The sequence below is a fragment of the Methyloglobulus sp. genome, assembly GCF_964779595.1.
Genome location: NZ_CBAROL010000015.1, coordinates 1 through 13,155, shown reverse-complemented (window position 1 = coordinate 13,155; position 13,155 = coordinate 1). Strand labels below are relative to the sequence as shown.

The following is a 13,155-nucleotide window of genomic DNA, read 5'->3' as shown; positions in this document are numbered from 1 at the left end:
CGCTAAAAAGCACTTGTTTTTTGTAAGTAAAACATTGGGTTAACTATTAACCATTCAATGGTTAACAGTGGCAGACACCTTAATGAGCGATTCAATAAGGTGCAAGGTACGTAGATATATCCCTAACAAGTAAGATCCATGGTTTTCATCAGCCTGAAAAAAGCATCTGTTATTCAGTGTTAGATTAAAAGATGACTAAAATTTCAGATTAAACGAGGCGGTCACTAGGTAATAGCCAAAGTCGGCAAACGTGCCTAGGTTATTGCCGCCTAATTGGTATTCCGCCTTATGGGCATAATATTCAAAGCCGGTTTGGAATTTTAATTGGGTTAATGGTTTTAACTCGGTAAATTCTTTGCTCAGTTTTATGCCGCCAGATAGAGTCCCGAATCCCGCTAGGCGGTAGTCACTGGAATAGGACGCAAGATTTTTAGCACCGAACAGTCCTGTGCTAGGATCAATACCAGAATCGCCATCAAAAACAGGTTGATAGAAATCGGCTTTATCTTGTGAATAATACCTAAAGCGTGGAATTACCTGCCAGCCATCGGCAATAGGTTGGTGCCAGCTCAATTCAAGGGTATGGGCATTAACACCCCAATCATTGGTACTAAAGCGATAATCTGTGTGTAACGCGGCATGATTAAATTGTTCAAAGTGCCGGACATATTGAGTTAACCAAGCCCATTCAAATCTTTCCCTAGGACGCTTTTCCTGAATAGGGATACCAACGCCGGGTGAAATATAGAGATTTACCCACTTATAAGGGTCACTCAAAAAGCCGTTATGGTAGCCAAAGGTCATATTGCTTTGGATGAGGGAATCCTTATCGATGACCTGCGAAATCCCTAGCAAATATTGTTGACTGGTCTTATGGGCTTTGAAATCGTTAGCTCTGCTGTTCCAAGCGGAGGGCGAGGGTTCTATCTCATCAAACGCGACCGAAGCACCGAAATTCAGCGTGGTCAGCTTTTTGTTTAAATCAAGGCTGCCTGTAGTATTAAAATATTTCGACGTATAATCGTGTTCTCTTGAAAAACCGCCGCCTAGATTAAGTGATGCCTTATCAAAAAAATACGTCAATCCTGAGCTAATGGCATCGCGTTGTTCGCATATTGATTCGCCACAAGAACTTGTCGGTGACGCACCACTTTTGACCTGTACGATATTGCCCTTTGCATCGCGTTGGTTATAGACTGGGGAAGCACCGGTAATACTGTCTCGAACCAAGTTAACGGATGCTGTCATGGATTTGCCAATGGGAGCGGATAACGCGCCTTCAAAAATATCGACTTTCATGCGCTGATTACTTTCAGAATAATGTCCGTACTGGAAGTCAGTGTTATAGGTCTCATCAACCCGTCCGGCAGTAGCTGTCTGCATTAAACCTGGCAAAGCCAGGGCTGCACAGGTCAGCTGTGCTGCAATATTAGATTTTTTATTATGTTTCATATCGACATCTGTGGTTAAGTTTCAGCATCATGGATGAGGTTAATTACAACCGCAGCCCCCACCGCCGCCGCCATAACCACCGGCTGCTGATTCCTTGCTGAAAGCAGTATGTTGACGTAAACCAAACTCCAGTGCGTCAGTCGTAAAGGCCATCTGTGAAAGTGCTAAATTACCCCGCTGTCTGGGCATAACTTCCGTACAAGCAGCACCTGAAAGTAGCAGGGCAATCAGCAAACAACGATTGATGAGTTTCATAAAACGAACCTACTTGGCTAACAATTGAGTAATTTTTTCTTCCAGCTCTTTAATGTCATCGCTGGCAAAACCGTGATGAATATTTTGCACCACACCTTGTTTGTCGATAATGAAAGAGGTCGGCATAGATTCCACCACAAACTTATCAGCCCACTCGCCTTTGGCATCGCGCAACACGGTAAAGCTCACTGGAAATTCTTTCAGGAATTTTTCAGCATTGGCTTTATCTTCATCCAGATTGATACCGACGACTTCAAAGCCTTTTGCTTTAAGCTTTTCATGTAGTTTGTTTAGCAAAGGGAAAGAGGTGCGGCATGGCGCACACCAAGAAGCCCAAAAATCCAGGTAGACCACTTTGCCAGCATATTGCTTTAGTGCAGTCGGTTGATCCGCTTGTAATGTTGGCAAGGTAAACTGCGGAGCAGGCTGACCTACGTCAGTGGCATTCGCGGTGAGGCAAGCGGCACTCGTTAACATTGCAAATGTGATAGAACTCAATTTTTTATTCATCTTCATAGATCACCATTTTAAATAGCTGTAAAAACAAGCTGTTATTGTCGTTATTAAGAGATGCCTAGCTGCTCAATTAGTCTGAAAAAACTAAAAACAGGACAGGCTAAAAATTCATTGGTGTGAAGATGCTAACCAAAGAATATTAAGTCTAGCTTAAATAAACAATGTTATATAACAATGATAAATTAATTTTGATATTTAAGTTTCAGTTAATTTTTAAGCTATAGGCTGGAATTAACCAGCCCTAAAATTTGGATTGTAGCTTTGTATGTAGCATCCTAATTTTAAGGTTGGCTATTCCTGTAAATTAATAAGTTATGAGGATTTATCTGATGAATAAAGAAATAAATGTGTGGAGGTTAAGATGATTAATAAACCGAAAATGTTAAAGAGTTTTATGGCTGTCGTAATCTTGATAATGGCTTCCTTGGTTATGGTGACCGATGCTTCGGCGACTGCTGGGATTTTTTCAGGAGCTATTGGTAAAGGTGTAACCTTAGCTAATAGTTGCCAGACCTGCCACACTGGCGCGTCTGGGAGTGAAAGTAAAGGCAACCTGAAGGCTGGTTACGCAGCTGCATGGGCAGCAGATAAGACCAACTATAGAAAGCTTCAGGATCTGATTACGCCATGTCCATCTGCCGGTACGCACAATGCAGCAGGTGTTTGTGTTACAACGGCACCACCACCGCCAACTCCAACACCTTGTGTGTTGCCTAAGAAGGTGATTAACGGTGTTTGTACAACACCACCGCCAACTCCAGCACCAACACCTTGTGCGTTACCTAAGAAGGTGATTAACGGTGTTTGTACAACACCACCGCCAACTCCAGCACCATGTGCATTGCCTAAGAAGGTGATTAACGGCGTTTGCACGACACCATCGCCGACCCCAACACCTTGTGCATTACCTAAAAAGGTGATTAACGGTGTTTGTACAACACCACCGCCAACGGCATGTAAAGACGATGACGATGACGATGATGATGATAAAAACGAGCATAAATCTAAGTCACAGTCCGGCAAATGTGAGAAGAAGACTACGCGTGCTGGGTCTGTAGGTGAAGTCAGTACAGGTAATCCGAAAACCGATGTTTACGCGATCACTTGTGGCAAAGGAACTGCCTATCTGTCTATGTCTGTGAAAGATTTGTCGCCTGTAATAGCACCAGCCGTTAGTATCCAAGCCATAAAAAGTCGGAAATCGTCAGCTTTAGTTTCCGATCCGGTCGATGGCGATGATAACTACAGTCCTTCGACAAAACTTGCAAAAGGTGCTGGTGTTTACATGATGAAAGTCAATAAAACCGAATCGCTTGAGGCAGGAGCTGAAGCATACGTTGCTAAGGTCAACTGTAGAAGTAAGAAAGGAGCAAAGATTCGCACCAAAATGCGAGTAACGCAAAACCAGTAAAACTCTGATTTTTGCCTATCACAGTGCCGGACAATATTGTGTCCGGCACTGTTTTTTTTGAGTAGCTTATTAACCTCTGTAAGGTGGGTTCTTTACAGAGGTTAATAAGTTAGATGTAAAAATGAAAAGTTAACTACTTGGGTCTGTATGGGTTTAAATGTATTGAAATTATTGAGTAAGTCTGTTTTGCAGAGTGTTATCGTTATGCTTATGGGTTTCGCCCATGTAACGCTTGCCAAGACACCCGATAAGGCAACAGACAAAGTGTTAACTGATCTACTTATAAGCGACAATGTGGGCAGTGAGCTGCAACTGGAAGTCAGGGAGATGCCGTTGGCGCAGGTGTTGGATGATATTGCCCATAAAACCAAGGTAGCTATCCATTATTCCGTACTTCCAGAAGGCTTGGTAACCGCTACCTGCGTAGGAACGACATTAAAACAGGTGTTGGAATGCCTGCTTGATAGAAGGGCCGATTTAATTGTCCGTTATCCACATAACCCGACCAAAGCTGATAGCAAAGAGCAAGTGGCTGAAGCCTGGATATTGGGTTCTCGATTAAATGGCAGCACCGACAATAGGGCAAATTGTGCGGCAACAACAGCGACATCAACAGCTAAACAAGGCAACAACGCGTCGCTCATACTGTCGCAAAATGAGCAAAACGCCGAAGACGAGCCGGATCAAACAGACGATCTCCTGGCATTAGCACAATCAAAAGACTCCACAGAACGTGAGGAAGCTATCGGTGCATTATTGGCGGATGGACGTGTAGGTGATCCCAACGTAAAAGCGACCTTGGAACAAGCATTGACCGATAAGGATGACAGCGTCAGGGCGCAGGCAATATCGAGCCTGTCACACCGAGAAGGTAGCAACGCCGCCGGAGCCATTCAGGACGCGCTACGCGACAATTCGGTTGATGTCAGATTGATGGCGGTAGACAGCATTACCGACGACGTTGCACTATTGCAACAAGCCATTAATGACAGCGATGAAACGGTACGAAGCCTTGCTACGACAAAGTTACAACAGCTTACCCAAGGAAATGGGGAGGTTACTACTGAATAGACCGAGTTAGTCGCTGCAAATACGGCATTATTCTGGCAAATCCCCATCTCCCCACTGGGTTCTTATTCAGGCAGCTAAATACATTCAACCTTTAACGATCTGATTTTCTTATGAAAACCAAAGTCGCCAAGATCGTGAATAGTTGCATTTTCATTGAAAATAAGCTCAGAATCTTCTTTTATGTCTTGCTCTGTGATGCCCCAAGCTCGCATCAAGTCCGGTTTTTCAAGCATTTTGGGTATGGGCAATTCAAAGCGGGGATTCTGAAAAACAATCACCTTGGCTTTGGGGCCGACTTTAATGCTATGAATGCGTTGATTCCAGTTCTCGCCATCTACTCTGTTTAAGTTCTCTAACTTGGTCGCTCCTTCAATAAATAACCGCTTGCCTGCATACTGAGTTCCTTCAAAAAAGCTAGCCCAACATTCCGTGTCAACTGCATAAGCATTTGAAATTAAAGCTGAAAACAGCATTGCCACGAATACTGTTTTGAAACTACGAAATACTAATCGAATTCGGTTCATCTGTATTCTCCTGTTGTGAATTTTGTTGATAACAAAACTAAGCCCTCTAATAGCTAGGTTTGGAACAAAGCTTTATAATCCTAGGACAATACAATCAGTTAACTGTTCCAATGGTAGTGGGTATTACAAAGTCGATAGCACTGAATTTACCACGGCTTACTATACATTTGCTGGAATCCGGTTACGATAAGCTCATCGTACCTTTATATTTAGTCATCTAAGAGAGAACACATTGCAAAATCAGGACATTGAGCGTTTAAAAAACATCGTACAAAGTTTGCTGGATGAAGCAAAACAACAAGGTGCAACGTCAGCAGAAGCGGGGCTAAGCCAGGAAAACGGCTTGTCGGTGACGGCGCGGTTGGGCGAAGTTGAAACGATAGAACACCATTGCGACCAAGGTTTAGGCATCACCGTTTATTTCGGCCAACGTAAAGGCTCTGCCAGTACATCGGATTTATCGCCGGATGCGATTAAGGAAACCGTGGGTGCAGCTTGCAGTATCGCACGCTATACCAGCGAAGATGAGTTTGCAGGTTTGCCGGACAAGGCCTTGCTGGCAACCGAGTTTCCGGATCTGGATCTTTATCATCCTTGGGCGTTAACAGCCGACGAAGCGATTGCTTTGACCATTGAATGCGAAGCGGCGGCGATGTCTTATCATCCCGATATTACCAATTCGGAAGGTGCTACAGTCAATACGCATCAAGGGATTCGTGTGATGGGCAATAGCCTTGGTTTTCTTCAAGGCAGGCTATCAACCCGTCATTCCCTGAGTTGCTCGGTGGTGGCGCAGCGCGGCGACAGTATGCAGCGCGATTATTGGTACAGCGTTGCCAGGAAAGCGAATGATTTGGAAGCGGCTGCGGCAATCGGTATAAAAGCAGGTGAACGTACCATCAGGCGTTTGGAAGCCCGTAGATTACCAACCCAACAATGCCCAGTCTTGTATTGTGCCGAAGTTGCTTCGGGATTAATCGGTTCCTTAATTGGAGCGATTAGCGGTGGCGCGTTATATCGAAAATCCACATTTTTGCTGGATGCGCTGGATACACAAATTTTCCCAGATTTTATCCGTATCCATGAGCAGCCGTTAATAAAAGGTGCATTAGGTAGTGCGGCTTATGATGGTGATGGCATTGCAACCCAAACCAGGGATATTGTTAGCGAAGGATACTTGCGTGGCTATGTGTTAAGCACTTATTCAGCCCGTAAGTTAGGCATGCAAAGCACCGGAAATGCTGGCGGTGTGCATAATTTGACCGTTACAACCAGTAACAATGATTTTCAGGCCATGCTTAAACTGCTGGGTACTGGCTTGTTGGTGACTGAGTTAATGGGGCAGGGCGTTAATATGATTAACGGTAATTATTCGCGTGGCGCGGCAGGTTTTTGGGTGGAAAATGGCGAAATCCAATATCCGGTTGAAGAAATCACCATTGCCGGAAATTTGAAGGACATGTTCAAAAATATCGTTGCAATAGGCAATGACGTGGATTATCGCGGCAATACCCGTACGGGTTCTATCTTGATTGAACGGATGTCGATTGCGGGGGAATGATTCCTTTAGCCTTCGTTTATTCGGTAGTGGGTTAAACCTGTGTTTTTTTGATGGACTTGACGGCTTCATGCCTGTGAGTCGCGTGTATTTTGTGTATTTTTGGAGTTACAAACCTAGGTTTGTAACTCTGCCTTATCAATTAAGTTGCAGATTTCACACTACCGTTTATTTCTTTTATTAATTCCGGCCCTTTGTATATAAGGCCGGAATAAATCTGCACCAAACTCGCACCAGCAGCAAATTTTTCCTGGGCATCATCTGCATTTAGAATACCGCCCACCGCAATAATCGGAATTTTGCCCTGCAATTTTGCCGATAAGCCTTTAACGACTGCGGTGGATTTGTCTTTAACAGGTCTGCCGCTTAAACCACCTGCTTCTTTAGCAAGCAGATGATTTGCGATCATAGCTCGGTCAATCGTAGTATTGGTGGCAATAACACCATCTATCTCAAATTCCAATAGCAATTTGGCAATTCGGCTGATGTCCTCATTGGTCAAGTCTGGTGCTATTTTCAATGCCAGAGGTACGTATTTTCCGTGTTCTTGTTGAAGTTTAAGCTGTTCTTCTTTAAGTGCAGAAATCAGCTTCCTGCTTTCGTCGCCCTGCTGCAATTGCCGCAAGTTCTGGGTGTTGGGCGAAGAGATGTTAATCGTAATATAACTGGCGGCAGGATACGCTTTGCGTAAGCCGATTAAATAATCATCTACAGCCTTGTCAATAGGCGTATCAAAGTTTTTGCCGATGTTGATCCCTAAAATCCCTTGGTAAGCACTTTTCTTAACCTGAGTAAGCAAGTGGTCTATGCCTAAGTTATTGAAACCCATACGGTTTATGATCGCCTGATGTTCGGGTAGCCTAAACAAGCGTGGTTTAGGATTGCCTGGCTGTGGCCTGGGCGTTACTGTGCCGATCTCGATAAAACCGAAATCCAAAGCTGCCAGTGCATCAATATAATCGCCATTTTTATCCAAACCTGCGGCAAGACCAACGGGGTTTTTAAACCGCAGTCCCATCACATTGATCGGATTGTCTTTTATGGCAGGATAAAGCAATTCGCTTAAGCCGGAAATGTAGGCTGCTTTTAATAGCTTGAGCGTTACCTCATGGGCGGTTTCTGCATCCAGTGTAAAGAGTAAGGGGCGTACAAGAGGGTAGAGGTTCATAGTTGGAATGTTATGATGCTTAAGTATTGGAACATTGAGGGCTGTTCAACTATAGAATGAAGGTACTAAACCAACCTATCCAACCGATAAGGCTCAGGATCGACCGAACTAGGACGACCTAGTATCAAATCCACCATCAATTGCGCCGAAGCCGGAGCCATCGCCAACCCATTTCTAAAATGCCCAGCGTTAATGCTTAGATTACTGATTTCAGGATGCCTATCTATATAAGGTACGCCATAAGGTGTTCCTGGTCTTGTGCCAGCCCAATGCTTAACTAAAGGGTAATCTTTCAATGCAGGCAGTAAGTTCAGTGCGAAGTTGCTGATCTGGTTTTTGGCTTCTGGCGTTGTGCTTTTGTCAAAGGTATCCGTTTCTACCGTGCTACCTGCCAAGATATGCCCATCCAGCCGGGGAATCAGGTAATGACCACCGTCCAGCACCATTGTCCGTAAGGTATCTGGTTTGGCGGCGAACAGCAGCATTTGCCCTTTTACGGGTGAAATTTGAGGGTGATCATCCCGAATGGTCGGGAAAAACTGCGCCATCAGCTCAGATGTCCAAGCACCAGCCGAAATGATTAGCTGGTTAATCAGCAGGTTGCCCATGCTGGTATTTATTGAAGTCACGCTGTTGTTTTCGAGATTGATGGAGCTTAACTGGCAGTTTTCCAATAATCGTACGCCTTTTTGCAGCAAATCTTGCTTAAGCGACTTTATTAACCGGGGATTGCGGATTTGGGCGATATGCGGCAAAAACAGTGGATGCAACGGGGTTGTTTCCAATCCAGCCAACTGCTGTTCGGCTTCCTCAAACGCAATCTTGTTGTGATTACACCAATCCAAAGCCGCAGTAATATCGGGGTTTTTGGTGATTAACAAGCCAGATGGATTCCATTCGGGATCAATCCCCGTCTCCTCCAGAAGTTCGGCTGCCAGAGCAGGATACAAGCCCATACTTTGCTTGACCAAGTGCGTAATCGCGGGTTGTTGCCGCCAAGGATACAGCGGGAACAAAATGCCGCCACCTGCCCAGGACGACTCTTGCCCAAGAAAACCTTTGTCAATAACTGTAACCGTTGCGCCAGCAATATTAAGTTCGCGGGCAGAAAGCAACCCCATAATGCCGCCACCGATCAGGGTTATGTCTGTGCTTGTTGTCATCAATAGTAGGATTAGCGCGGAATTATCTTGTCGATCTGACCATTTTCAATTAATCTTAAGGGTAACACAAAAATAACGGAGAATTGTTTGTGGATTTTTCGTAATTTTTGTTGTTATTTGCCAACAATGCAACAAAATATTTAAGATTATTATATAAGTAATTGATTTATAAAAAAAACATAATATAAAAAAAAATGTACAAAAACTTGTAGTGTTTCTATTTTGCTGCTAGTATTAGCTCCGTAGGAAAGTTTTGTTGTATTAAAGCAAATTTTTGTAAAATAACAACCTCATGAGGGGGAACGATGATGAATAAAACTAAACTGGTACTTGGCATTGCCACAGCTACTTTAACAGTGGCGGGTGCTATTGTATCTCAACAAGCGGTAGCGGGCACAAAAGCCCAACACCACGCCACCGAATCGGCTTTGGTCAGCAAAGTTGATGTGCTGGAAGCACAGCTTCGCGCCATGCAAGATGAAATGGCTAGCATAAGAGCAGCAGGTTCAGGTGCTGATTCTGCAAAAGTCCAAGAATTGGACGCTTGGATGCAAGAACACAAAAACCAACCAGATCGTCCTAAAGACAATATGGTGTTTTTCCGTGGCGCTTATGCCAGAAATGATCAACGTCCTATAGCGACAACTTCTAATCTATCTTGCGATGACACCGGCGTTGCTGGTGCTGTCGGCTGTACAAGTACAGATAGAGATGGCTGGGCATTTGGTGCAGGTTTTGATTTCAGCTTGGATGATAATTTATTCGGTCTGATGAACAACACTGAAGTTTTGGCTGAGTTGATGTTTGACTACAATGAATTCGGAACATTTACTGGAAATGTTGGTGGCGCTCTTGGTTTAGATGACCAAGCTTCAAAAGCGACTCAAAGCCAATTGCGTTTGACTGCTGCGCCAAAGATTAAGTTCCTCAAAGGCAGCAAGCTGAGACCTTGGATTATTCCAGCCGGTTTCACTTTGAACGTTATGTCTCCACCTAGCCAGTTGAACACTATCAGCCACTTGATGCCAGCCATCCATTTCGGCGGCGGTGTTGATTACAACCTCTGGAAAAACATCTATGTCGGTGCTGACGTACGTTACAACTGGGCTCTTAACAAGCTTGATGGTACCAATGTCAACGGTTTCACCGCTGGTGGTTCTTTAGGTATAGGTTTCTAAGGAAACAGAATACGATACGGATATCGTTAGATAAGGACATCAACACAAAGGGGGGCGTAAGCCCTCCTTTTTTTTGCCTGAAAAATAGTGTTGACGAGTCATATTTCAAAGTTTACACTCTGAAGTTATTACTTTGAGAGGTGCAATAACATGAAAGCAACAGCAAAAGAACTCAGGTTTCATTCTAAAGATCTCTTGGATGCGGTAAGCAGGGGAGATAGTGTCGTTATTACTTTCAGAGGAAAACCCTGTGCCAAATTAGTGCCTTATGAAGATAATAATCTAGCAGAACATCTGCAAAGCGAGGATGGATTGTTTGGAATTTGGCGTGATCGTGATGATGTCGAAAGTGTTGACGATTACGTCCGTGATTTGCGTAAAAGCCGGTTTTCATGATGTTGGTTGATACCGATGTGTTGATTTGGTATCTGAAAGGCAATCTCAATGCCCGAAGCGAAATAGAAGCCTTGGCTGAATTTTATATTTCGGTAGTGAGCTATATTGAATTGGTTCAAGGCATGCGAAATAAAAACGAATTGACTTGTTTTCGTCGGGCTTTACGGACGTGGAATGCAAAAATAGTCTATATCACGGAAGATATTTCAGCTAAAGCCATATTCTATGTCGAACAATACTATTTAAGTCATTCCTTGCAGTTAGCCGACGCATTGATTAGCGCGACGGCGGTTGCGAACGGTTTTGATGTCATGACGGCAAATACGAAACACTATCGGTTTTTGAAAGATATTTCCTTAAAAGAATTTAAGCCGGTCAGCTAAGATGAAAACCCTTTATCCAGCAATTAATCCTTATCACACGTTTTTCCTGGAAACTGGCAGTAAACACTCCGTTTACGTTGAATTAAGCGGCAATCCTGATGGCATCCCAGTTATTTTTTTACATGGTGGTCCTTGTTCTGGCACCAAGCCGGATCATCGGCGGTTTTTTAATCCTGAGCAATATCAAGTTATCCTGTTTGATCAACGCGGTTGTGGTCAGTCTTTACCGTTTGGCGAATTAGAACTCAATACCACGCAAGATTTACTTGATGACATGGAGCGTATTCGAATCCAGCTAGGCCTCAAAAAATGGCTGGTGTTTGGCGGTTCTTGGGGTGGCACTTTGGGTTTGCTGTATACGCAGCAGCATCATGATAAGGTGTTTGGCATGATTATTCGCGGTGTATTCCTGGCGCGGCAACAGGATATGGACTGGTTTGTAAGCTTGGGTGCAAACCGGATTTATCCTGAGCAATGGCAACGATTGGTTGAATGTGTTCCGAAAGATGCTCGAAGTAATCTGGTTGAAGGCTTATGGAATGCAATCAATAGCGAAGACCATAAGATTAACGCTAATGTCGCAAAGGAATGGTCAGCCTGGAATGGGCAGCTTGCTATGGGGAAAGCGTTTCAGCCTTCAAGCCAGGATGAGCCGGTTTCAGAGAAAATGACAAAACAGGTGCGAATGGAAATTCATTACGCTGTTCAGCATTATTTTATTGAAGATAATCAGATTCTTGAGCAGTGTGACTTGTTGAAAAACATCCCAACTACGATTATTCATGGTCAATATGATCTGGTTTGCCCTATGGAAGCTGGCTTGAGTTTGTATAAAGCATTGCCCAACGCAGATTATATCGTCTTACCAAATGCCGGACATATCGCCCAACACGAAGAAATGATTGATGCTTTGGTTGGTGCAACAGATCGTTTTGCTACCTTATTGAACACGTGATGCAGAAAAAACGTTTGATTATTGGCATGACCGGCGCAACCGGTGCAATTTATGGCGTGCGAATGCTACAGGTTTTACAGGCGCAGGAAGAATGGGAGACACATTTGATCATTTCTGATGCGGGGGTCGTCAATTTGACGCATGAGCTTGACATGAAACGTTCAGAATTGGCTGAACTGGCCGACGTAACGCATGGTATCAAAGACATCGCGGCCAGTATTTCAAGTGGTGGCTTTAAGACGGAAGGCATGATAATCGCACCGTGTTCGATGAAAACATTAGCGGCGGTAGCGCACGGTTTTGGCGATAATCTGATTTCCCGCGCTGCTGATGTGGTGCTTAAGGAGCGGCGCAGATTGGTGTTGATGCCCAGGGAAACGCCGCTTAATCTCATTCACATAAGAAATATGGCGGCGGTGGCGGAAGCGGGGGGCATTATTTTTCCGCCAATGCCAGCTTTTTACAGTAAATCCGATTCCCTGTTAGCGATGGTCAATGAAACAGTAGGTCGGGCGTTGGATATGTTCGGTGTTAATGTAGAGGGTTTGTATAAGCCTTGGGAAGGTATGTGATCTGCGGGTTAGTGTTTGCCGAACAGCACATAACCCAAGTAGCCGAGTACACTGAGCATTAAGAGTGTGGTGAAAAACAGCACTATGGTGTATTTCTTATCCACATTAGCGTATTTTTTCTCCATATCTGCAAGCCGATGATCGAATTCAGGATAATATTCATCGTCCTTGTCGTCCTTTGGATTTTTATTCGACACAGCTGAAGGCACAAAATCAAAATCTTCTTCCAATTCTTTGAGGAACTGATTAAACCGTTGTTCCAGCTCCAATATTTGAGCATCCAACTGTTTGCTCATGTTGTCTTTATGGTTGTTTTCCATCGTGTATCAAAACCCTGAATAATGTGGACGCACCACGTAATGGCTAAAAATAGCCACATGTAACCGCTTGTCCAAATTATAGTACCACTTAGATTCAACTCATAAGTGCAATTCATTTTAACGTGATTGAAAGAGGTTAGCTGATATAGTTCAAGGCTTTTTCAATCCGACCAAAGATGAGGAAGCTTATGAAAGGTTATAAACAGCTAACCCAGATACAAAGATACCAGATT

15 protein-coding genes are annotated in these 13,155 nt (G+C 44.0%); 8 read left to right on the top strand and 7 right to left on the bottom strand.

Features of this window, described 5'->3' with window-relative positions:
• Window positions 1-195: 195 nt before the first annotated feature.
• The 3 genes from AC1YY3_RS07335 to AC1YY3_RS07325 are packed head-to-tail and all read right to left on the bottom strand — an operon-like array spanning window position 196 to window position 2,217.
• Entirely contained in the window at window positions 196-1,452 is a 1,257-nt protein-coding gene (locus tag AC1YY3_RS07335; protein ID WP_481823248.1) for a DUF3570 domain-containing protein, read from the bottom strand.
• A 39-nt stretch (window positions 1,453-1,491) separates the two neighbouring features.
• The gene (locus AC1YY3_RS07330) at window positions 1,492-1,707 is read right to left on the bottom strand and encodes a DUF4266 domain-containing protein (RefSeq protein ID WP_481823249.1); all 216 of its coding nucleotides are present in this window, start codon (window positions 1,705-1,707) and stop codon (window positions 1,492-1,494) included.
• Between the two features lie 9 nt (window positions 1,708-1,716).
• Window positions 1,717-2,217 (bottom strand): TlpA family protein disulfide reductase, encoded by a 501-nt coding sequence (locus AC1YY3_RS07325; protein WP_482194393.1) that lies wholly within the window; start codon window positions 2,215-2,217, stop codon window positions 1,717-1,719.
• Between the two features lie 367 nt (window positions 2,218-2,584).
• Here AC1YY3_RS07325 and AC1YY3_RS07320 point away from each other — a divergent pair, with 367 nt between their 5' ends.
• Both AC1YY3_RS07320 and AC1YY3_RS07315 read left to right on the top strand, forming a co-directional pair.
• The gene (locus AC1YY3_RS07320; RefSeq protein WP_482194392.1) at window positions 2,585-3,634 is read left to right on the top strand and encodes a hypothetical protein; all 1,050 of its coding nucleotides are present in this window, start codon (window positions 2,585-2,587) and stop codon (window positions 3,632-3,634) included.
• A 186-nt stretch (window positions 3,635-3,820) separates the two neighbouring features.
• The gene (locus tag AC1YY3_RS07315) at window positions 3,821-4,705 is read left to right on the top strand and encodes a HEAT repeat domain-containing protein (protein WP_482194391.1); all 885 of its coding nucleotides are present in this window, start codon (window positions 3,821-3,823) and stop codon (window positions 4,703-4,705) included.
• Between the two features lie 74 nt (window positions 4,706-4,779).
• On the opposite strand, the gene AC1YY3_RS07310 is transcribed toward AC1YY3_RS07315, so the two are convergent.
• Window positions 4,780-5,178 (bottom strand): beta/gamma crystallin domain-containing protein, encoded by a 399-nt coding sequence (locus AC1YY3_RS07310; protein WP_481823291.1) that lies wholly within the window; start codon window positions 5,176-5,178, stop codon window positions 4,780-4,782.
• 283 nt (window positions 5,179-5,461) lie between these two features.
• Between AC1YY3_RS07310 and pmbA the strand changes: the two genes are divergently transcribed.
• Entirely contained in the window at window positions 5,462-6,790 is a 1,329-nt protein-coding gene (gene pmbA / locus AC1YY3_RS07305; protein ID WP_481823253.1) for a metalloprotease PmbA, read from the top strand.
• 139 nt (window positions 6,791-6,929) lie between these two features.
• On the opposite strand, the gene AC1YY3_RS07300 is transcribed toward pmbA, so the two are convergent.
• Complete coding sequence (locus AC1YY3_RS07300) at window positions 6,930-7,955, bottom strand: quinone-dependent dihydroorotate dehydrogenase (protein WP_481823254.1); 1,026 nt, start codon at window positions 7,953-7,955, stop codon at window positions 6,930-6,932.
• A gap of 65 nt (window positions 7,956-8,020) precedes the next feature.
• A complete protein-coding gene (locus AC1YY3_RS07295; RefSeq protein WP_481823255.1) occupies window positions 8,021-9,118 on the bottom strand; it encodes an NAD(P)/FAD-dependent oxidoreductase in 1,098 nt (365 codons plus the stop codon).
• A gap of 308 nt (window positions 9,119-9,426) precedes the next feature.
• On the opposite strand from AC1YY3_RS07295, the gene AC1YY3_RS07290 reads away from it, so the two are divergent.
• The 5 genes from AC1YY3_RS07290 to AC1YY3_RS07270 all read left to right on the top strand — a co-directional run bounded on the left by AC1YY3_RS07290 (window position 9,427) and on the right by AC1YY3_RS07270 (window position 12,602).
• Window positions 9,427-10,296 (top strand): porin family protein, encoded by an 870-nt coding sequence (locus tag AC1YY3_RS07290; RefSeq protein ID WP_482194390.1) that lies wholly within the window; start codon window positions 9,427-9,429, stop codon window positions 10,294-10,296.
• Between the two features lie 150 nt (window positions 10,297-10,446).
• A complete protein-coding gene (locus AC1YY3_RS07285) occupies window positions 10,447-10,692 on the top strand; it encodes a type II toxin-antitoxin system Phd/YefM family antitoxin (protein ID WP_481823257.1) in 246 nt (81 codons plus the stop codon).
• A complete protein-coding gene (locus AC1YY3_RS07280) occupies window positions 10,689-11,075 on the top strand; it encodes a PIN domain-containing protein (RefSeq protein WP_481823258.1) in 387 nt (128 codons plus the stop codon). The genes AC1YY3_RS07285 and AC1YY3_RS07280 overlap by 4 nt, the downstream gene beginning before the upstream one ends.
• Window position 11,076: 1 nt before the next feature.
• Window positions 11,077-12,030, top strand: a complete 954-nt coding sequence (gene pip / locus AC1YY3_RS07275) for a prolyl aminopeptidase (protein WP_481823259.1) — start codon at window positions 11,077-11,079, stop codon at window positions 12,028-12,030.
• Window positions 12,027-12,602, top strand: a complete 576-nt coding sequence (locus AC1YY3_RS07270; RefSeq protein ID WP_481823260.1) for a UbiX family flavin prenyltransferase — start codon at window positions 12,027-12,029, stop codon at window positions 12,600-12,602. Before pip ends, AC1YY3_RS07270 begins: the two co-directional genes overlap by 4 nt.
• An 8-nt stretch (window positions 12,603-12,610) precedes the next feature.
• Here the strand turns inward: AC1YY3_RS07270 and AC1YY3_RS07265 are convergent, their stop codons facing one another.
• Complete coding sequence (locus AC1YY3_RS07265; protein WP_481823261.1) at window positions 12,611-12,922, bottom strand: hypothetical protein; 312 nt, start codon at window positions 12,920-12,922, stop codon at window positions 12,611-12,613.
• Window positions 12,923-13,155 lie beyond the last annotated feature (233 nt).

Bases quoted from the DNA above. Each gene is read 5' to 3' on its own strand.
- AC1YY3_RS07335 (WP_481823248.1), bottom strand. From the start codon at position 1,452: ATGAAACATAATAAAAAATCTAATATTGCAGCACAGCTGACCTGTGCA.
- AC1YY3_RS07330 (WP_481823249.1), bottom strand. From the start codon at position 1,707: ATGAAACTCATCAATCGTTGTTTGCTGATTGCCCTGCTACTTTCAGGT.
- AC1YY3_RS07325 (WP_482194393.1), bottom strand. From the start codon at position 2,217: ATGAATAAAAAATTGAGTTCTATCACATTTGCAATGTTAACGAGTGCC.
- AC1YY3_RS07320 (WP_482194392.1), top strand. From the start codon at position 2,585: ATGATTAATAAACCGAAAATGTTAAAGAGTTTTATGGCTGTCGTAATC.
- AC1YY3_RS07310 (WP_481823291.1), bottom strand. From the start codon at position 5,178: ATGCTGTTTTCAGCTTTAATTTCAAATGCTTATGCAGTTGACACGGAA.
- AC1YY3_RS07300 (WP_481823254.1), bottom strand. From the start codon at position 7,955: ATGAACCTCTACCCTCTTGTACGCCCCTTACTCTTTACACTGGATGCA.
- AC1YY3_RS07295 (WP_481823255.1), bottom strand. From the start codon at position 9,118: ATGACAACAAGCACAGACATAACCCTGATCGGTGGCGGCATTATGGGG.
- AC1YY3_RS07290 (WP_482194390.1), top strand. From the start codon at position 9,427: ATGAATAAAACTAAACTGGTACTTGGCATTGCCACAGCTACTTTAACA.
- AC1YY3_RS07285 (WP_481823257.1), top strand. From the start codon at position 10,447: ATGAAAGCAACAGCAAAAGAACTCAGGTTTCATTCTAAAGATCTCTTG.
- AC1YY3_RS07280 (WP_481823258.1), top strand. From the start codon at position 10,689: ATGATGTTGGTTGATACCGATGTGTTGATTTGGTATCTGAAAGGCAAT.
- pip (WP_481823259.1), top strand. From the start codon at position 11,077: ATGAAAACCCTTTATCCAGCAATTAATCCTTATCACACGTTTTTCCTG.
- AC1YY3_RS07265 (WP_481823261.1), bottom strand. From the start codon at position 12,922: ATGGAAAACAACCATAAAGACAACATGAGCAAACAGTTGGATGCTCAA.